The sequence below is a fragment of the Enterococcus pseudoavium NBRC 100491 genome (assembly GCF_001544295.1).
In the GTDB taxonomy this organism is placed as follows: domain Bacteria; phylum Bacillota; class Bacilli; order Lactobacillales; family Enterococcaceae; genus Enterococcus_A; species Enterococcus_A pseudoavium.
In genome coordinates this window covers 1-19,287 of sequence record NZ_BCQF01000007.1, presented here as the reverse complement: position 1 = coordinate 19,287, position 19,287 = coordinate 1, and the positions used below count along the sequence as shown (strand labels likewise).

General features: G+C 41.1%; 19 protein-coding genes and 1 CRISPR repeat array. Of the genes, 5 read left to right on the top strand and 14 right to left on the bottom strand.

The annotated features are described in order from the left end of the window. Positions 1-36 precede the first annotated feature (36 nt). Together hypD and EP1_RS04835 are read right to left on the bottom strand one after the other, a co-directional pair. On the bottom strand, positions 37-2,439 hold the full coding sequence (hypD, locus tag EP1_RS04840) for a trans-4-hydroxy-L-proline dehydratase (RefSeq protein WP_067624319.1): 2,403 nt from the start codon (positions 2,437-2,439) through the stop codon (positions 37-39). 30 nt (positions 2,440-2,469) lie between these two features. Further along, positions 2,470-3,249: a glycyl-radical enzyme activating protein gene (locus tag EP1_RS04835; RefSeq protein ID WP_067624316.1), complete on the bottom strand. Its 780-nt coding sequence runs from the start codon at positions 3,247-3,249 to the stop codon at positions 2,470-2,472. Between the two features lie 172 nt (positions 3,250-3,421). On the opposite strand from EP1_RS04835, the gene EP1_RS04830 reads away from it, so the two are divergent. Continuing rightward, positions 3,422-3,964: a helix-turn-helix domain-containing protein gene (locus EP1_RS04830; RefSeq protein WP_067624313.1), complete on the top strand. Its 543-nt coding sequence runs from the start codon at positions 3,422-3,424 to the stop codon at positions 3,962-3,964. Between the two features lie 164 nt (positions 3,965-4,128). On the opposite strand, the gene EP1_RS04825 is transcribed toward EP1_RS04830, so the two are convergent. The 10 genes from EP1_RS04825 to EP1_RS04780 all read right to left on the bottom strand — a co-directional run bounded on the left by EP1_RS04825 (position 4,129) and on the right by EP1_RS04780 (position 11,771). Further along, positions 4,129-4,452, bottom strand: a complete 324-nt coding sequence (locus EP1_RS04825) for a PTS lactose/cellobiose transporter subunit IIA (protein WP_067624310.1) — start codon at positions 4,450-4,452, stop codon at positions 4,129-4,131. An 83-nt stretch (positions 4,453-4,535) separates the two neighbouring features. Further along, positions 4,536-5,891 carry a PTS cellobiose transporter subunit IIC gene (gene celB / locus EP1_RS04820; RefSeq protein ID WP_067624307.1) on the bottom strand — a complete coding sequence of 452 codons (1,356 nt, stop codon included), beginning with the start codon at positions 5,889-5,891 and terminating at the stop codon, positions 4,536-4,538. Between the two features lie 25 nt (positions 5,892-5,916). Then, positions 5,917-6,246, bottom strand: coding sequence for a PTS sugar transporter subunit IIB (locus tag EP1_RS04815; protein ID WP_067624304.1), 330 nt, complete (start codon positions 6,244-6,246; stop codon positions 5,917-5,919). 19 nt (positions 6,247-6,265) lie between these two features. Further along, a complete protein-coding gene (locus EP1_RS04810) occupies positions 6,266-7,219 on the bottom strand; it encodes a glycosylasparaginase (protein WP_067624538.1) in 954 nt (317 codons plus the stop codon). A gap of 181 nt (positions 7,220-7,400) precedes the next feature. Then, positions 7,401-8,699 carry a M20 family metallopeptidase gene (locus tag EP1_RS04805; protein WP_067624534.1) on the bottom strand — a complete coding sequence of 433 codons (1,299 nt, stop codon included), beginning with the start codon at positions 8,697-8,699 and terminating at the stop codon, positions 7,401-7,403. A gap of 16 nt (positions 8,700-8,715) precedes the next feature. Further along, on the bottom strand, positions 8,716-9,447 hold the full coding sequence (locus EP1_RS04800; RefSeq protein WP_067624301.1) for a GntR family transcriptional regulator, LSA1692 subfamily: 732 nt from the start codon (positions 9,445-9,447) through the stop codon (positions 8,716-8,718). Positions 9,448-9,751: 304 nt separating this feature from the next. Further along, positions 9,752-10,549 carry a Cof-type HAD-IIB family hydrolase gene (locus EP1_RS04795; protein ID WP_067624298.1) on the bottom strand — a complete coding sequence of 266 codons (798 nt, stop codon included), beginning with the start codon at positions 10,547-10,549 and terminating at the stop codon, positions 9,752-9,754. Between the two features lie 57 nt (positions 10,550-10,606). After that, on the bottom strand, positions 10,607-11,206 hold the full coding sequence (locus tag EP1_RS04790) for a short chain dehydrogenase (RefSeq protein WP_067624531.1): 600 nt from the start codon (positions 11,204-11,206) through the stop codon (positions 10,607-10,609). A 133-nt stretch (positions 11,207-11,339) separates the two neighbouring features. After that, positions 11,340-11,528, bottom strand: coding sequence for a CsbD family protein (locus tag EP1_RS04785; protein ID WP_067624296.1), 189 nt, complete (start codon positions 11,526-11,528; stop codon positions 11,340-11,342). A gap of 63 nt (positions 11,529-11,591) precedes the next feature. Beyond that, positions 11,592-11,771 carry a hypothetical protein gene (locus EP1_RS04780; RefSeq protein WP_067624293.1) on the bottom strand — a complete coding sequence of 60 codons (180 nt, stop codon included), beginning with the start codon at positions 11,769-11,771 and terminating at the stop codon, positions 11,592-11,594. A gap of 74 nt (positions 11,772-11,845) precedes the next feature. On the opposite strand from EP1_RS04780, the gene EP1_RS04775 reads away from it, so the two are divergent. Then, positions 11,846-12,025, top strand: coding sequence for a hypothetical protein (locus tag EP1_RS04775; protein WP_067624290.1), 180 nt, complete (start codon positions 11,846-11,848; stop codon positions 12,023-12,025). A gap of 58 nt (positions 12,026-12,083) precedes the next feature. Here EP1_RS04775 and EP1_RS04770 read toward each other — a convergent pair whose 3' ends face one another. Both EP1_RS04770 and gad read right to left on the bottom strand, forming a co-directional pair. Continuing rightward, entirely contained in the window at positions 12,084-12,401 is a 318-nt protein-coding gene (locus EP1_RS04770) for a DsrE family protein (protein ID WP_067624288.1), read from the bottom strand. A 23-nt stretch (positions 12,402-12,424) separates the two neighbouring features. Beyond that, positions 12,425-13,825: a glutamate decarboxylase gene (gene gad, locus EP1_RS04765; protein ID WP_067624287.1), complete on the bottom strand. Its 1,401-nt coding sequence runs from the start codon at positions 13,823-13,825 to the stop codon at positions 12,425-12,427. Between the two features lie 235 nt (positions 13,826-14,060). Here gad and EP1_RS04760 point away from each other — a divergent pair, with 235 nt between their 5' ends. The 3 genes from EP1_RS04760 (at position 14,061) to EP1_RS04750 (ending at position 16,817) form a co-directional block, all read left to right on the top strand. Next, positions 14,061-15,818: a Na/Pi cotransporter family protein gene (locus EP1_RS04760; RefSeq protein ID WP_067624285.1), complete on the top strand. Its 1,758-nt coding sequence runs from the start codon at positions 14,061-14,063 to the stop codon at positions 15,816-15,818. A gap of 428 nt (positions 15,819-16,246) precedes the next feature. Continuing rightward, positions 16,247-16,507: a type II toxin-antitoxin system prevent-host-death family antitoxin gene (locus EP1_RS04755; RefSeq protein WP_067624283.1), complete on the top strand. Its 261-nt coding sequence runs from the start codon at positions 16,247-16,249 to the stop codon at positions 16,505-16,507. Continuing rightward, complete coding sequence (locus EP1_RS04750) at positions 16,497-16,817, top strand: type II toxin-antitoxin system RelE/ParE family toxin (RefSeq protein ID WP_067624281.1); 321 nt, start codon at positions 16,497-16,499, stop codon at positions 16,815-16,817. The genes EP1_RS04755 and EP1_RS04750 overlap by 11 nt, the downstream gene beginning before the upstream one ends. A gap of 289 nt (positions 16,818-17,106) precedes the next feature. Then, positions 17,107-19,258: a CRISPR direct-repeat array (repeat unit 36 nt; unit sequence GTTTTGGAAGCATTCAAAACAACATAGCTCTAAAAC). Positions 19,259-19,287: the final 29 nt, after the last annotated feature.

Here is a 19,287-nt window from a genome sequence, read left to right as displayed (position 1 = left end):
ACCTAGCGATAATCGCGCGGTCGTTTTTTACTGGTTTTAACCGAAAGCTTGCTCCGTTCGAGAAATAATCTCATCTTGTAAGGCTTTTTCCAAATTATTGAAGTAATCACTGTAACCGGCTACCCGCACGATTAAGTTTTCGTAGTCTTGCGGATTTTGCTGAGCCTTCACTAAGGTTTCTCGATCGATCACGTTAAACTGAATATGATGACCATCCAAAGCAAAGTAACTGCGAACCAAGGCGGCCATATGGGTGATCCCGGCTTCCCCAGCGACAACACTTGGGGTGAATTTCTGATTTAGCAAGGCCCCGCCGGTTTTCGTTTGATCGATTTTTGAGGCAGACTTGATCACCGCTGTCGGCCCATTGCGATCGGCCCCTTTTTCCGGTGAGATTCCATCTGGTAACGGAATCCCTTTATGGCGTCCGTTTGGTGAGGCCTCCATCACTTGACCAAAGTAAACGTGACAGGTCGTTGGTAAAAATTCCACGACTGTTTTCGAGCCTTTAGGCGTTGGACGGCCCGCGATCACTGCTTGCAGTGAGGCTGCGACCGCGCGCAATAAGCTATCCGCATACTCATCATCATTGCCGTATTTAGGCGTTTCATTGTAGACGAGATCATAAACCTCGTCATAACCTGCGAAGTCGGCTTCACAGGCAGCTAGTAATTCCGCCATCGTCAACGTTTTTTCTTCAAAGACATTGCGTTTGATCGCAGCTAGCGAATCGGTGATCGTGGCGATCCCGACACATTGGATGTAGCTCGTATTATAACGCGCCCCGCCGGCATTGTAGTCTTTACCGACCTTGATACAATCATCGGACATGACCGACAGCAATGGTACCGGCATGAATTCCATGTACATCCGTTCGATCATATTATTGCCGGCAACCTTCACGTCCACCACGTATTGCAATTCTTGATGGAAGGCTTCAAAAACCTCCTCATAGGTTTCCATCTTCGTAAAATCACCGACATCAATCCCGACTTGTTTATCAGTGTAATGATCATACCCGCGATTCATTGCCAGTTCAAAGACTTTTGGAATATTCAAATAGCCAGTTAAGACATAGGCTTCTTTTCCTGCCACCCCAACTTCGACACAACCGGAACAAATGCCGCTTTCACGGGCATCATCGACCGATTTCCCAAGATAACTTAGTTCCGCCAAGATCGCCTCGGAATTATACATCGCCGGCTGTCCCCAACCTTTGCGTGAGACTTTTAAGGCTTCTCGCAAGAATTTTTCTGGCGTTTTGCGGGAAATTTGAACGTTGGAGCTAGGCTGTAACAATTTCATTTCATCCATGACTTCTAAAATCAAATAGCTGACATCACTGACCCCGCTAGTCCCGTCCGGTCGTAGCGCTCCGGTATTCAAATTACAAAAATCCGTATATGTTCCACTTTCTTTTAAAGTAATCCCGACTTTGGGTGGTGCTGGCTGATTATTAAATTGAATCCACAGATTTTCTAACAGTTCCCGCGCGGCTTCGCGAGTCAAGCGACCTTCCGCCAGATCTTTTTCATAAAAAGGTTCCAAATGCTGATCTAGTTTTCCCGGCGAATAGGCATCCCAATTGTTCATTTCAACCGTCACACCGATATGAGTGAACCAATACATTTGGATTGCTTGCCGGAAAGTCTGTGGCGCGTGTTCCGGCACCACATCGCAAATCTCGGCTAATTCCAAAAGTTCCTGCTGCCACTTTGGATCGGTTTCTTTTGCGGCCAAATCACGACATTGCTGAGCATAACGTTTCCCAAAAATAATCATGCCTTCGCAAACTAGCTTCATACCCTCTAATTCTTCCCGTTTGTTCAAGGCTTCCATATCGTTGTTGTAATCCAAGTTATCGATTTCCTGTTGGATTTCCGCTTTGAAATCAGCGAAGCCTTTTTGATACATTTTTCCGTCCGCGACGGTATGCCCCGGTCCCCGTTGCATCAAAAACTCGGTATATAAGCCGGCATCAAACAATAAATGCCACTCTTCTGGCAATAAACGATTCATCCGCGTCATCATCGCACGATCATGCCAATAAGGAATGATCACCTCTTCTTGGAGCTTACGGTCTGCTTCACTAACTCGGAAAAAGACTTTTTCTCGGTTGTGCATGTTGTCAAAATCTTCCAAGGTATGACAGCACAATTCCGGAAAAGTTGGCGCAGCCCATGGTCGCTCACCCTTCTCGCCTAAAATCAACGAACCTTTTTCGATGTAATTGGTTCGCTTAGACATGATGTACTTAAAAGCTTGCCCCCGCAAAACTGGAGCAGAAACTTTGCCTTCCCATTTCTGATAAGCTTCCGTCAGCAAGACTGCTCGCTCCATCGAGATACTCGGTGTACATTCCTTGTCGCTGATCTCCCGTAACCGCTTGATGCGCTCGGTGCTCCCTCTACGGGTTGGTTCCAGTGTTAATTCCGCCATTTTCTTTCCTCCTATTTCTATTTTTGTCCCTTAGCCGCCAATCGTCACTTGATAGCCTGCCGCCTGATAGGTTTTTTGCACCAAGGCGACCTTTTCCTCAGCCGGTTTTTTAAAATTTTGAGTACAAACGCGTTTCAGTCGCTCATACTTGTCACGGCCGAAATCATGATACGGCAACAAAGAAATTTCACTTACATGAATTTCCTCTTGTGCTAGCCAATTAATGATCGCTTCGGCATCAACTTTTTCTGCGTTGATCTCATCGAGTAAAATCAACCGTAGATTGATCGTTGCTTGATTTTTTGCTAAAAAGCGTAGATTCTCCAACACCAATTGATTTCCGGCACCGGTATATAAACGATGTTTTTGTGAATCAGTGAACTTTAAATCGTATAAAAATAAATCTGCATAAGGCAAGATTCGCCGGTAGTTTTCAGTGGGAGCCACGCCGCAAGTGTCGATCGCAACTGAGATTCCTAAACGTTGGCATTCTTTGGCCAATGCTACCACGTAATCCATTTCTTGCGCCATTACTTCACCGCCAGAAAAAGTTACTCCGCCCCCCGACTGATCATAAAAAATCTGATCTGCCTGAATTTTTTTGACTAACTCAGACAACGAATACTCTTTACCGATCATTTCTTCTTTGCCGTATTTATTCAGCATGATTTCCGGTCGATATTTCTGACTTTCCGGATTGTGACACCATTCACATCTAATCGGACAACCTTTGAAAAAAATCGTCGTGCGAATCCCTGGTCCGTCGTGGGTTGAAAATTTTTGAATGTTAAATATCGTCGGTCTCTTCACGTGCTCCCCTCCCATCACTAATTATAAGACCACCCGGCCATCACCGCAAGCGCTTTCTTCATTTTAGTGAAAAATTATTCTATTACGACTTATTTTATTCACCTTAATGATGTTGGGCTTTTTTTTATTTTTCAGGTATACTAAAAGCAACATAAACACTAGGAGTATGCAGATGAACATTGGCGAAAAAGTAAAAAATTTGCGAAACGAACGCAACATGACCCTTAAACAGCTGTCAGAAGCAACCGGGCTGTCAACCGGTTTTTTATCACAGTTTGAGCGCGGCATCACCACGATTGCCGTGGAACATTTGGCGAATATTGCCGAATTATTCAATGTGAAAATCAATTATTTTTTCACGGATGATACCGAAAGCAAGCCAATCATCCGCGGTTATGCTCAACCCGTGACCCACAAACTCAACGATATGATCTCCAAACAACTCAGTCACCATCCGCATGACAAAAAAATGGCTCCAAAGATGATTGAGCTTATGCCCCATCAAAAACGCGAATTGCCGACAACTTATCCCCATCAAGGAGAAGAATTCATTTATGTCTTAGAAGGAATCTTGACCCTCGTGATCGAAGAAAAAGTCTATCAGCTCTATCCCGGGGATTCCGCCCATTATTTTTCTACCATTAACCATAATTGGGACAATTTAACCAATAACATCGTGAAATTTATTGTCGTCCATTACCCGAATGACTATTAAAAGCGCTCGATCAATCCGATCGAACGCTTTTTTTCTCCAAAAAAAGGGGCATGACAAAAGTCTTGTCATCCCCCCTTTTCCGAATAAACGGTGCAAAGTAGCTTCTTCGGAAATTCCTTCTTATTTCTTGAAGCTGACCACTTTTGTCACAACCTCATTCGTCATTATTTTTCTAAAACGGCTAAACGTTTGTACACGTCGATTAACTCTTGCGTCAAGCCTAGATAAGAAATTGCATTCATCAGATGATCCTGGCTATGAACCATTAATAACGTAACTTCTGAATGATTCCCACTTGCTTCAGCGGTCAGTAAACTCGTTTGAGTATTGTGAGCCTCAACTAGTGCTTCATTGGCAGCTTTCATATGTTCTTCAGCAGCAGCAAAATCGTTCTCTTTAGCAGCTGCTAAAGCTGCCACCGCTTCACCTTTTGCATTGCCCGCATTCATGATCAAACCCATGACTACTTGTAATTGTTCATCGTTCATTTAAATTTTCCTTCCATTAAAAGCAGATTTGCTTTCCTAATTCTTTCGTAGTTCTTCTTGCAGTTTTTCCCGCTGGAGTCTACTTAGATTTCATCAAAATTGAAGCTATCAAAGTCAATTTCTTCACTTTCCAGTGCTTCTGCTTCTTTTTCTTCTCGTAGGTACTGATCATCTAATACTTTAATGAACGGATAGTAGATCACCATTCCTAAAACAATCAGCAACGCTTGCAATACAGAAGCCTGCCAGCCGCTGACTAAAAAGCCTGAAATAATCGGTGGGACAGTCCAAGGTAATTGAATCCCATTCGTATAAGGAACTAAGCCCCAATCCATTGCAAAATAAGAAATAATAATGTTAATTGTTGGTACTAGTGCAAACGGAATTAAAATAATTGGATTTAGAACAATCGGTAGTCCAAAAATAATTGGTTCGTTGATTCCAAAAATACTTGGAACTAAAGAAAGTTGTGATAATTTTTTCACCCGTTGGCTCTTACAGAAAATCACCATCACAATAATCAATGACAGTGTCGATCCACCGCCACCAAATGTCGCGAACATATCTTGAAATTGTCCGGTAATAATATTAGGAATTTCATGACCATCTTTAAAGGCTTGCATGTTTTCAACGGATAAAGCTCGTAGTACCGGATTGAAGACCGCTCCAACCACGCTACTTCCGTTAATCCCAAAGAACCAGAAGAAATGTAAGAACAAGTAGGCAACAATCATTGCACCTAGTGTATTTCCTAAGCTTAATAATGGCGTTTGTAAGAATTTGAAGATCACATCTTGTAAATTACCCATTGGTGTTAAAGAAACTAACCAATTAATCACGAACATAATCGTTATAACCACAAAACTTGGAATCAAGGCTTCAAAAGATTTTACTACGGTCGGCGGTACGCCCTCTGGCATTTTAATTGTCCAGCCGCGATGAATCACTGCCGCAAAGATCCGTGTCGATACTAATGCGATGATCATTCCTAAGAACAAACCGCTTGAACCCATCCATTTTAAGGGCAGGCTCGTTACATCAAACACTTGGGTACTATTTTCCGGCGTAAACTGTGTCGTGAACGGGGTTAAAATGAAAAATGATACCAGTGCCAACGCCCCTGACTGAATCGCATCAATATCCAACTGACGACCTAAGCTGTAGGCAATCCCTACAACGGCTAAAATCGTCATCACATCAAAACTCGCAGAAGCTGGTACAGACATCAGCGATTCCCAATTTTTTCCTAAAATTGGAGAAATCATGTCACTCCAATTCGGAATCGGAAAGTTTGCCAATAACAAGAAGAACGACCCAACAATCAATAATGGCGTAGAAATCAAAAATCCGTCACGGATCGCAATCAAGTATTTATTTTCCCCGATGACTTTTGCTAAAGGAGTCAGAACTTTTTCTAACCAGTTTAAAAATTTTTGCATTATTTTCCCTCCAATCGGTCACGTACTATTTTTTATTTTGTTTGATTAATTTTAGAACTTCTTTCATCGCTTTTTCGCCATCCATCATGCCATAAATTTCAGGCGCAATGACTGCAACTGGGATTCCTTGTGGCGCGAAACGTTCTTTTGTTTTTTCTAATAAAAATTTCACTTGTGGCCCTAGAAGAATTGCTACTGGTTTTTCCTTTTCAACCACTTCTTGTGAACGTGCGACTGGAAAAGCCGTGATCTGTAAAGGCATATTATGCTTTTCAACGACTTCCATCATCTTGTTAACCATAATACTAGTTGACATTCCTGCATCACAAAATAGATAAATTTGCTTTTTACTCATAATTTCCACTCTCCTATATTTAGTCAATCGGTGCTTTGATCCGTTTTTCATATGCTGCTAACCACTCTTGGGTGATCGGTTGGATATCGGTGGTATGATCAGTGCCCATGTTGGCAATAAAGATTTGCGGTGCTTCCTGATCATTGCCGACACTGAAAGTAAATTCGACGTTGGTAGCCACGCCCCACTCGCCTTGGTTATTCATCGCGATTAGTGAAAAAGCGCCGGCCTTGCCGTAACGAGCGGTCAATTTATCATGAAACTCATAGACCGCCTTATCGCAAGCTGCTTGCGGGGTAAAGCCTTCACCCATCAAACGAACAATCTCATACGATAGACAACCTTTCATTAAATCTTCGCCTAACCCGGTTGCTGTCGCGCCACCAATCTCACTATCTACGTAAAAACCGGAACCGGATAACGGTGAATCACCGACGCGCCCAGGTTTTTTCATAAACAAACCGGAACTAGATGTGCCTGCCGTCATTGTTCCCATTTGATCTAAAGTGACTGCGCCCACTGTATCATGGCCATCGTAAGGGTTCAGATTGTTTTCTTGAATCTCTTTTAGTCTTTTTTCCCAAATCTTATGGGCCCGTTCGGTCAGCATGCTTTTGCGTTCAAAACCTTCTAGCATTGAATACTTGGTAGCACCGTCGCCAACCCGAAAGCTGTTGAATTTATCTTTGCTAAGTTTTCGCGCCACTGAGATAGGATTTTTTACATCCGTAATTCCCGCTACCGCACCAATTTCAAATGTATCTCCATGCATAAAGGCTGCGTCCATCTCTAGGATTCCTTCAGCATTTGGCAATCCGCCAAAACCAACGGATTTATAATATGGATAATCCTCGACTGTTTTGATTAAAGTCTCGACTGCATCGCCGGCCGTTTGCTGCTTTTCTAATAATCGTAAGGCTTCGACTACACCATCGTGTGCCATCCGCCATGTGGCAATTGCTCCCCACGCCATCATTTATTCCCCTCTCGTTACCGTTTTCATTTCAAATCTGATTTTATTATAGATAGTATATACTGTTTTGTATATACTATATTTGTAATTTCTCTATTATTTTTAAGCGTTTTCTAAACTAGCCAATTTTTCATGAAAAAAAGAAGTTGCGACAATAATTTGTCGCAACTTCTTTTGGGAGTTATTTTTCAGCTAACGCTAACATCCCACGTAGATAAATTTCCATATTTAATAGTAGATCTTTTTCATCCATGTATTCATCCTGATTATGAGCGATTCCTTTTTGTCCAGGGAAAGATGGACCAAATGCAACAATATTGGGAACAAATCGGGCGTAGGTCGCTCCCGTCGTTGTAACTGGAGTGCCATCTAATTCAGTGACTTCTTCATATACGTTAGACAGTCGTTGAACATTTGGATCCTCTTTCGGAAAATGATGGCTCTTGATTCGCCGAACAACCGTTAATTGACTATCGGCTGGCAAATGTTTGGCCAATGCTTCCGTGACTTCTTCTTCTGTGATCGAAACCGGATAACGAACCGCCAACGCTAGTGACAATCTGCCATCTTTTTTTTCCAACTCGTATGGTGTGACCATTAAATTGCCACTGTCGGCATCAGAAAAAGCAATCCCTAAGCCTTGCCCCGCATGCTTATCTTTCAAGCTGGCTTCGAGCCAAGCAAAGTAAGCTGCTAATTTTCCACTCACTGATTTTTCCTGATTAATTTTTTCTGCTAACAACGTAATCGCATTCACCCCTAATTCAGGCGCATTCGACGGTGCTCGCTGACCGAAAACTTGGATCGTTTTTCCATTGATGGCTACTGCTAGATCGTCAGGCACATGGTCGCGAGCTTGATCCCCAATGAAATCACCTAAAACTGCTAATTGATCGGCTGAAAAATCGGTTAGGATCTCATAATTCACGATTCCCCGCTCCCCGTAGACTACCGGATATTTTCCATCCGGTGTAAAACCAAAACTGGGCGCTTTTTCTTCACTTAAATAAAGCGGAATATCGCCACTACCATTTTCTTCATCCGTCCCAAAAATGATTCGAATGGTTTTCTTCAAGGTGATCCCGCTGTCTTTCAAAAGTTTCAAACCAAATAGACAAGCCATGATCGGCCCCTTATTATCTAAAATCCCGCGACCATAAAAGCGCTCTCCTTTTTTACTTAACTTAAAGGGCGGAAATGACCAACCTTCCCCAGCTGGTACAACGTCCAAATGACCGACTACGCCAATATACTCATCGCCTTCGCCCCATTGAGCATAACCAACCGCATCATTCACGATCTTCGTCTCAAAACCATAACTTTTTGCTAATTCCATTACGACCATTAAAGCTTCTTTCGGACCTTGACCAAAGGGTGCTCCCTCAACCGGTGTCCCTTTTACACTTTGAATTTGCATGACTTGATCGAGATCCCGATAAAATTCTTCTTTGTGCGCCTCAATTATTTTGCTAAAATCCATTTCCATGATAAGCCTCCTAATGACCATAACGGGTCAATGTTGTTTTGAATACGTAACGATCTGAACGATAATAAGAAATATCATAAAAGATCGGTGTCGCGTCTAAAGCATAGGTTACTGAATAAACCTGCAACAAAGGATCGCCCATCGGTACTTCCAATAATTCAGACAGCTCCGGCTTGACTAAAATCGCTTCCACTTCTTGGTGGGAATAAGCAATTTCCGTCTTTTGTTCTAATAATTTAAATAACGATCCGCTAAAATCTTCCTTCGTTAATCCGGCCACGAAAGCTTCCGCTAGATAAATTTTTTCCACTGTCATCGGTTCTTCATCGAGAATCCGGCGACGAACCAATTCATAGATTGGCTGATCTTCTTCTAACTGTAAAGCGCTTAAAATATCTTCCGTTGGTTCAGCTACTTTTTCAAATGAAATGACTTCTGTTCGACTCGTTTTACCATAAGCTTTAGCCGCTTCCGTAAACCCTTGCAGCCCCGAACGTCCGCTTTGGATTTTTTGCTGGGACATCACATAGCTACCTTTTCCACGACGTTTAACTAAAATATTTTTACTGATCAAATCGTCGATCGCTTTACGAACCGTCAAACGGCTACAACCAAATTCTTTTGCTAAATCATATTCTGACGGCAATTTTTGGGAACTTACATATACCCCATCATGGATCCGCTGTTCGATCTCTGCCGAAACTTGGTCAAATTTTGCTTTGGTGGTTTTCTTATCTTCCATAGTTTCTCCTTTATTAGTAATGAAAACTAGTAAATTTTCACCCTCTGATGCCGCAAACGGCGGGATACTATTACTCGTGATCAAGTATATACATTATAGTATATACTACAAGTCATATTTAGCGAAATTCTATTATTCTCAGCTTTTTTTTACTTTCAAAACAGCTCATTCTAATCGTAAACAAATTCTTCTGAGACCTGCTTTCACCGCATTTTTTGCACAGTTTAGCGCAAACCCATCGTGCTATGTAAACAGAACCACAAAAAAACGGGAAAACAGTCTGTTTCGCTGTCTTCCCGTGGTTTTATTGCAATAGTTCTTCCAATACCTGTAAGACTCCTGAATCATTATTCGAAGGCGCCTGTTTTTTAGCCGTTGCTAAAACTTCGGGGCTACTTTCTTTCATCGCATAACTATGTTCCGTCAATGCCAGCATTTCACGATCATTATTAGCATCGCCAAAAGCAGCCAATTCATTGGGTTCGATCCCCCATTCCGCTAACAACGCTTCGATCGCTCGGCCTTTGGTCACACCGGGAATGATGATATCGATACTGCCATGCCCGCTAGTTACAGCCGTGATTTCACCGGCAAATGTTTCGTTCAAATGATCTGCGATCTGATTGGTTTTTTCTACGGCGACATCCAACGCAAACTTCACGATTGGATCAGTCGGACGTTCTGCAAAACTAGCTAACTCAGCCAACTCATAATTATAGATCCGAGCAAATTGTTTAAATTGTTCACTCGCGCTTTTTAGCACATAGGATGATTTGATCCCACAAGCGATAAATTCTAAATCGTTGCTCTCATCCGTTAAAAAGTCGATAATTTTATCAACTAATTCCGGAGCAAAATGTTGCTCTTGCACTAGCTCCTGATCTTTGAAAGTCAACGCGCCATTTTCTGATATAAAAGTCATCTGATCCGCATTTTCGGGAAAAAATGATTTTAATTGATAGTACTGGTTCCCGCTAGCTACAATAAAGCGAATCCCTTTTTCCTGCATGTGTGAAAAAATCCGTTCAAAACGTGGACGGTCGTAATCATTTTGACTATTCAAAAAAGTGCCATCCATATCAACTGCTACTGCTTTAATCATCTCTTCCTCCTCTAATAAGTAATCACAAACAGTGCTCTGCCTGCTTAGCACAAATTTTTAGTACACTTGGTATTCTTGTCCTGTTTGTTTACCTTCAACACTTTTGACATACGCCAGTGCCACTCGCTCTACCGGTACCGGGTCAAATCCTTTGAAGGCAGCTTGATATTTTTCATAGGATTCCACTAGCACATTCGGACTGACACAATTGATCCGAATCCCTTGGGTAAAATCAATCGCTGCTGATTTGACAAAAGCTAAGACTCCGCCGTTTGCCATTGCCGCTGAGGCCCCGCCAGGAATCGGGTCGTCCTTCATGATCCCCGTCGTTAAGGTAATACTGCCTTCTCTCCGCAAGTATTTTTGCCCGATCAAAGCTAAGTTGATTTGGCCCAGCAATTTACTTTGAACCGCTACCAAATTATCCGTCGGTGTCATTTCCTCCACCAATTTAAATTTGGCTGTACCTGAAGCATTCACGATTGCATCGACATATCCCACTTTTTTAAATAGCGCTTCAATACTTTCCACTGAAGTCAAATCTACTTGAACATCACCGCTCGTTCTACCAGCTGTGATCAATTCATGGTCACCTTGCAATTTTTCGACAATTGCTTGACCGATCGTTCCTTTACCGCCGACTATTAAAATGCGCAAATTAGCTGCTCCTTCCTTCATTCTTCCTTCTATTATAAAGGAACAGACGCGGCTTTTCATCTAGCAAAAAAATTTCTGCAAAAAAAGAGACCCCACTCCATCATGAGTTGGATCCCATTTTCTTTAAAAAAAGCTAGTCTTCGTTATTTTCATCCAGCTTTTTATTAAGCTTACCAGCTGCCTCATCGACTGTTTCCTTCGCCTTATCCTTCGCTTTACCTAAGCCTTGTTGGATTTTTCCTTTTAATTCAGTTGACTCATCATCTGTTATTTTCCCTTTTGCTTCGTTCAATTTCCCTTTTAATTCGTCATTATTCGCCATCATATTTCCTCCTATTGACAAAATTGTTGTTACTTTCATTCTATCATTAGTGAAAATAGAAGGCTAAGGATTTGCTTGCCCTAAGATAAATGCTTCCGCATGTTGGATATCCTGACGCAATGTTTTGATCCGCTCTTCCTTTAACTCACTGATAAATGTTAATCCTTCCAGTCGTTCCAACTCTTTTTTAGCAGCCGTTAACTCCTCTTGCACCTCCAAAAGAACGCTTTCATTCATCTCCATTGTACGTTTCCTCCCAAGCATCATTTGCCGATCTTCTGCTGCTTCTATGCTACACTGCTTTTGAGGTGAAGTAAATGCGAAATACTTGGTTAGCGGAACAATTAGCGACAATTTCTGACGAAAAATATCAATTTGTCATCACAGAAACCATCAAATACATCGAGCAATTAGAAGATGATAACGAAAGCTTACAAGTCGCACTAGAGGGCAACATTTGGAGCCCTAAAAAGTGGAACGAAAAAGCAGAGCAGTAAGCCCCTTTAGGTGGGCTGACTGCTCTGCTTTTTAAAAGGCTTTATTCTATTCATCAGCTCAACATTTGATATAAGAATATCCTTGCTCTTGCAGATTCACTAATCCGATCACGCCGGATTCAATGATTTCGACTTGTTCGTGCATTTGCTTGGAACGGACATGGAAGTTCCGCATGGAGTGATGACAGGCTTGATAGGTGACATGAGGATATTCCTTCATAAATTTGATCACCCGTGGCAACAAATAGCCTTGGATCGCCTCACCATTCATCAATAGTACGATGTCTGCTTTAGGCTCCGACAATAAGATATGCTCAATATTATGACGCGCCTCTCTGATCATTCCCAACTCATCAACATGAAAAACTACTTTCATTTAAAACGCCTCCTTTGATTTATTTAATGGGTGAAGCCATAATTTTTAATTTCTGTTTCTTCGTGAAAAACTAAGTGGCTGTTTTCTAATTCTTTGATGGCTTGCCGCAAATCTTCAATAAAATCATGGGCCATGTTCATGCCAAAATCACTCCGCACGACGATTCGCTGAATGACTTGGTCATCTAAATTTTTCGGTAGCGGATACGTTGGGACTTGCCAGCCTTTCATTAATAAACGATCCGACAAATCATACAAAGTCCATTTTCGCTCAGCATCTTCTGCCAGCTTATAACAAACTAACGGCAGCTGCTGACCATCATTAATCAGCGTAAAATGACGTGAGCGCGCGATTTCTTTCGCTAAATAGACCGCTACATCATGTGTCCGACGATGAATACTTTGATAGCCTTCAAAGCCAAACCGAACAAAATTATAATATTGCCCGATCATCTGAGACGCACTATGGGAAAAATTGATCGCCATCGTGGGCATTTCACCGCCGAGATAGCTGACTTTAAAGACTAATTCTTCCGATAAATATTTTTCATCGCGCCAGACAATCCAACCAACCCCCGGATAGACCAAACCATATTTATGCCCCGAAGCATTGATCGAGATCACATTTTTCAATTGAAAATCCCAAACCAATTCCGGTTCAACAAACGGCGCATAAAGTCCCCCTGAAGCCCCATCCACATGAATATAGACTTTGTGCTCAGTCTGCTGGTTGTAGGCTTCGACTAATTGATCCAATTTTTTGATATCATCGTATTGGCCGGTATAAGTGATACCTAAAATCCCAACGATCCCAATCGTATAGTCATCTACCGCTTCCACCGCCTTTTCCACATCTAAGGACAAATGATCCGCAGACATTGGAATCTCTCGCAGCTCAATATCCCAGTAAACACAGAATTTTTCCCAACAGACTTGATAGCCCGAAGAGATGATCAAATTTGGTCTCTTGGCCTGAATATCCACCCCTAATTTTTCAGCACGCTTGCGCCAAGCAAATTTCATGGCCAGCCCCGCTAACATACAGGCTTCCGAAGAACCAATCGTCGATGTCCCGATATATTTTTCCGCTCCACCAGCATGCCAGAGATCCGCGATCATATTAACGCAGCGATTTTCCATTTCTGCTGTGCGAGGATATTCCGATTTATCAATCATATTTTTATCGAGAGTTTCACTCATCAATCTGACTGCTTCTGGTTCCATAAAGGTTTGACAAAAAGTCGCTAGATTCAAGCGTGAGTTCCCTTCATCTAATAAATCATCCTTAATCATTTGATAAGCGATCCGCGGTTCAATCGATTTTTCCCCTAAATGATACGAAGGCAAGGTTTCACCTTCATTCGTCGAACCAAAAATCGGTTCCAAATAACTGGCTTCTCTTCGATCTTTCTTTCCATAAAGCATCCGACCACGCCTCCTAATTAAATCTTTCTACTATAAGAGTAGCCGAAAGCGCTTGAAAATACAAAAGAATTCCTGTGGGAGCGAGCGACTATTTTTTCTTTTCCCGTCAATAAGTTCAAAATAAGCAAAAGTTTTGAAAAAATCAAATGTTTTTTTAATAAAAGGCTTTCTTTTTCCTTGTGAATCTATTATTTTGTAAGTAGTATGCAAAAAAATATTTAGCGGAGGACGCATTATGTCTTATCAAGAAATGCTTTTCACTTTCTTAGGTGGATTGGGGATTTTCCTTTTTGGAATCAAATATTTAGGAGACGGGCTGCAAAAAGCCGCCGGTAATCGGTTAAGAGAGATCCTAAATCGTTTTACGTCAACACCGTTTCGAGCCGTTTTAGCCGGAATCATTGTGACTGGTTTGATCCAAAGTAGTTCAGGAACGACCGTTTTAGCCGTCGGACTCGTTAGTGCCGGCTTTATGACCTTGCGACAAGCCATCGGGGTCATCATGGGGGCTAATGTGGGAACAACCGTTACCGCTTTCATCATTGGCTTTAATTTAAGTGAATATGCATTACCGATCATTGGTGCTGGAGCGATTCTGCTCTTTTTTGCCAAACGTAATTCACTCCAATCGATTGGTCAAATCTTGTTTGGCTTCGGTGCGCTGTTTTATGGCTTAAAATTGATGGGCGCCGCGATGGACCCTTTGAAGGATTTGCCACAATTTAACGACTTAATGATCAGTGTTGCCCACCATCCAGTATTAGGTGTCGGTATCGGAACCTTATTAACGATGGTCTTGCAAAGTTCTAGTGCGACGATTGGGATCCTTCAGCAATTATATATGCAAGGAAGCGTTACGTTAGGAGCGGCCTTGCCGATTTTATTCGGAGATAATATCGGAACGACGATCACTGCCATCATCGCTTGTCTAGGTGCCAGTGTCGCCGCCAAACGAACAGCCGCCTCTCACGTTATCTTCAATCTAGTTGGTGCTCTGATCTTTACGATTTTATTGACGCCCTTCACTTCTGTCGTCGTTTTCTTCGCTGACAGATTAGGATTGAATCCCGCGATGCAACTCGCTTTTGCCCATGGGCTCTTCAATTTATCAAATCTGGCGATCCAGTTTTGGTTCATCCCACAAATCGAGATGCTGGTCAAAAAGATTGTTCCTGGCAGCGAGAAGAATTTGAATATTCGCCCAGTAACATTGAGTGAACCGCTCATCCACGCTTCGTCGGTCATGGCGATCGAGCAAGCCAAAGGTGAGATCATCCAAATGGGGAATTATGTCCTCTCTTCTTTAAAAGGAGCGCGAAAATATTATCACGACAATAAAGAAGAATGGTACGAAGATGTCCGGCAATACGAAGAGGCCATCAATCAATGCGATATCGAATTAACCGAATACCTCGTTAAAATTTCTGCCACCGGCCTTTCACCTTTAGAAAGTCAGGAACAGGCGATGCTTTTAGAATTCACCAAAGATTTTGAACGAATCGGCGACCATTCGATGAATATCATCCGCTACGTCGAAGAATCGATTGCTTTAGAAGAAAAACAACGGGCCAAAGATAAACGCAATAAGACTAAAACAACAAATAACCGCCAAACCTTCCTGTTGCAAGATGAGGACCTTGAACGCCTATTCGATAAGGTATTAAAGAATATTCACGACGCCTTGCAAGTCTTAGAAAATGACGATATCGATCTAGCACAAAAAATGCTTTATCGTGAAGAAGAAATCAATCAATTGGTGGAACTATTACGCCAAAAATACATTAAGCTTATGACCAAAGGTGAAGGACGGGCCGCAGACGGCGTCTTACTGATCGACATTAGTTCCAACTTAGAACGCTCCAGCGACCGCACACTCCATATCGCGAAATATTTCTTAGGTAACAAATACAATTTCAAATACGATACTTCGAATTTCCACTATGAAAGACCTGACACACCAGTCCTTGATAATGTCGTCGATCTGAAAAAATAAGCCAGCCAAAAACTCCGCCTACTATTGATAAGTAGACGGAGTTTTTTTGTCTTTTGTTTTAAATTTTCAATCTTTGAGCCGATATAGAGCTTTCTAAAAGACCATCAACCCCTCAACACACTTCTTTCATTCATTTATTCGTCTATTTGTTCCTTTTTGAATGGATCAACGTATTCTCGATTACTTATACTATCCCGAATATGAGTATCTGATTCCTCTGCTCTCAAATATTTTGCGAGCAGTTTCTAATTCAGCCTTACTATGCTTAAGAAAGAGCCTCCCAATATCTTTTCTCAATTTCCCATAAATTACTTTCCTTCTATTACATGATAAACATTTGTCGCCACTTGATGGTATAGAGGAAAAAACATCATTTTAATTAAAAATTTAATTAAAACATGGTATGATACTTACAAGAGGTGATTTAAATGGAAAATATCTTACCTGTGTCCGATATGAGATTTTACAACAAGGCCCTTAGTAGTATTGACGAAGGAAACCAAGTGATTCTTACGAAAAATGGACGTCCGAAATACGTGGTTGCAGATTACACTGAATGGACGAAAATGAATGCGACGATTGAATTGTTTACTGAACTCCAAAAAGGAGTCCAGTCTTTTGAGACAGAAACCCCTTTGACATTGGATCAGTTAAAATCTAGAACGGCTTCTAAAGCGCATGACGAATAGAAAATACCAACTGTCGATTGCAGCACAGGTTGAGCGCGACTTAAATGAAATTACCTTCTATTTAACAGAGCTTGGTGCTTATGAAAATACTGTAGATTCTTTGTTGAAACATATTTTTGATGGTTTGGAGCAACTCCAAACGCACCCATTGTCAGGAGCTCCACTTGATAAAAAAACTTCGATTCCGACAAATATGAGATATTTGGTTATTGAAGATTACCTTGTTTTTTACGAGTTTGACGGTCAACTTATCAAAGTATTCCGCGTATTGTCCGCGAAAAAAGATTATATTCGTATTTTAGGGCTTTGAAAGCCCCTTGAAGAGAGTAAAGGAAAAGAGCCCATGAATTTATCGTGGGTTCTTTTTTTGTGTAGCTTGTAATTATTTAGCTGCCCTTTTCGCTCCTTTTTAATTATCATCTTTTATATTGGGCAGTGGAAAAGACGTGGTGTTAGCGTAAAAAATGAAGGCTGGATGTATTAAAAAAAGTGCATCGGACGTTAAACCGATGCACTCCATATCTAAACGCTTACTGTTATTCTTTATAGCAAACTAGACTCCTATGTCAATAAGCCGGAAGCAAATACTTGCGTGACGAGTTTTGGAAGCATTCAAAACAACATAGCTCTAAAACCGTCTCGGATTTACTGCTACGCCTTGGAGGGTTTTGGAAGCATTCAAAACAACATAGCTCTAAAACGTGGATCTATTCCCTGTTTTATAATCCACTGTTTTGGAAGCATTCAAAACAACATAGCTCTAAAACAGGATACCGGGAAGAAGTGGCAGACACACTGTTTTGGAAGCATTCAAAACAACATAGCTCTAAAACTCGTAAGTTGGCGGCCCAACAAGCGGATAAGTTTTGGAAGCATTCAAAACAACATAGCTCTAAAACGAACAGTCTGTACCACCTGAACGGCTAGGAGTTTTGGAAGCATTCAAAACAACATAGCTCTAAAACTAATTACAGCAGGCGGTGATGTTTGTTTTGGTTTTGGAAGCATTCAAAACAACATAGCTCTAAAACTACGGGTTATAACGGCACTTATGAACTTGCGTTTTGGAAGCATTCAAAACAACATAGCTCTAAAACGTACCAATTTCGTTAAAACCGGCAATAGATGGTTTTGGAAGCATTCAAAACAACATAGCTCTAAAACGAACTCCGTTTAGAAGCAAACGATTATTATGTTTTGGAAGCATTCAAAACAACATAGCTCTAAAACAACCGCTCATTAAGTTGACCGGTTCGGGTGGTTTTGGAAGCATTCAAAACAACATAGCTCTAAAACAATTTGTGCCAAATCATGATTCGTTTTTAAGTTTTGGAAGCATTCAAAACAACATAGCTCTAAAACTCGTACAAGTCAATTTCATCGCTATCAATTGTTTTGGAAGCATTCAAAACAACATAGCTCTAAAACGCGAAATAGTTTTCCCATACCCCTGCATACGTTTTGGAAGCATTCAAAACAACATAGCTCTAAAACAGCACCTTTTAAACGTGCAATATCGCTATTGTTTTGGAAGCATTCAAAACAACATAGCTCTAAAACTTCACAGCATCAATATGAGCTTGTAGTTCTGTTTTGGAAGCATTCAAAACAACATAGCTCTAAAACAGACATACGCGCCATTTCCATCACTCATATAGTTTTGGAAGCATTCAAAACAACATAGCTCTAAAACTCTTCTAGCGAATACGTTGAACAAACTGTCGTTTTGGAAGCATTCAAAACAACATAGCTCTAAAACTCAACATATCGAGTGTTGCCAAAAATAATTTGTTTTGGAAGCATTCAAAACAACATAGCTCTAAAACTATCCATTTAATCGACCTTCACTAGTATATGTTTTGGAAGCATTCAAAACAACATAGCTCTAAAACTTATTACAGAAACGTTCCCAGCATATTACTGTTTTGGAAGCATTCAAAACAACATAGCTCTAAAACGGAGTTGTGAAAATCATCATTAACACGAACGTTTTGGAAGCATTCAAAACAACATAGCTCTAAAACAGCAAGATTGGCGTTTATGGAACTGGAACAGTTTTGGAAGCATTCAAAACAACATAGCTCTAAAACGTAATAACGGGCATACGGCTATTCTTTTAGGTTTTGGAAGCATTCAAAACAACATAGCTCTAAAACATCACTCTCGACCAGTCTATCTTTCTTTGAGTTTTGGAAGCATTCAAAACAACATAGCTCTAAAACTAAAGACGTGTTGCCATTTTTGGATAATTCGTTTTGGAAGCATTCAAAACAACATAGCTCTAAAACAAAAGTATATCCTGCATATTCAGATTTTAAGTTTTGGAAGCATTCAAAACAACATAGCTCTAAAACATCAGTCTCTCTGTTTCCGCTGGCATCTTTGTTTTGGAAGCATTCAAAACAACATAGCTCTAAAACGTGGAGGACGAACGCTACACCGTTTCAGGAGTTTTGGAAGCATTCAAAACAACATAGCTCTAAAACTGTCTGCCTTACGTTGATTTGGTCGCATTTGTTTTGGAAGCATTCAAAACAACATAGCTCTAAAACCGCATATTTGGTTTGGATACGTTGAACCATTGTTTTGGAAGCATTCAAAACAACATAGCTCTAAAACTATTCTTGATCCAGCAATTCAAGAATTCCGGTTTTGGAAGCATTCAAAACAACATAGCTCTAAAACGCGAGGGCCGCGAACAGATCAAAAGACTGAGTTTTGGAAGCATTCAAAACAACATAGCTCTAAAACAATAGATATTGCGCTAAGCACAAAGGCAA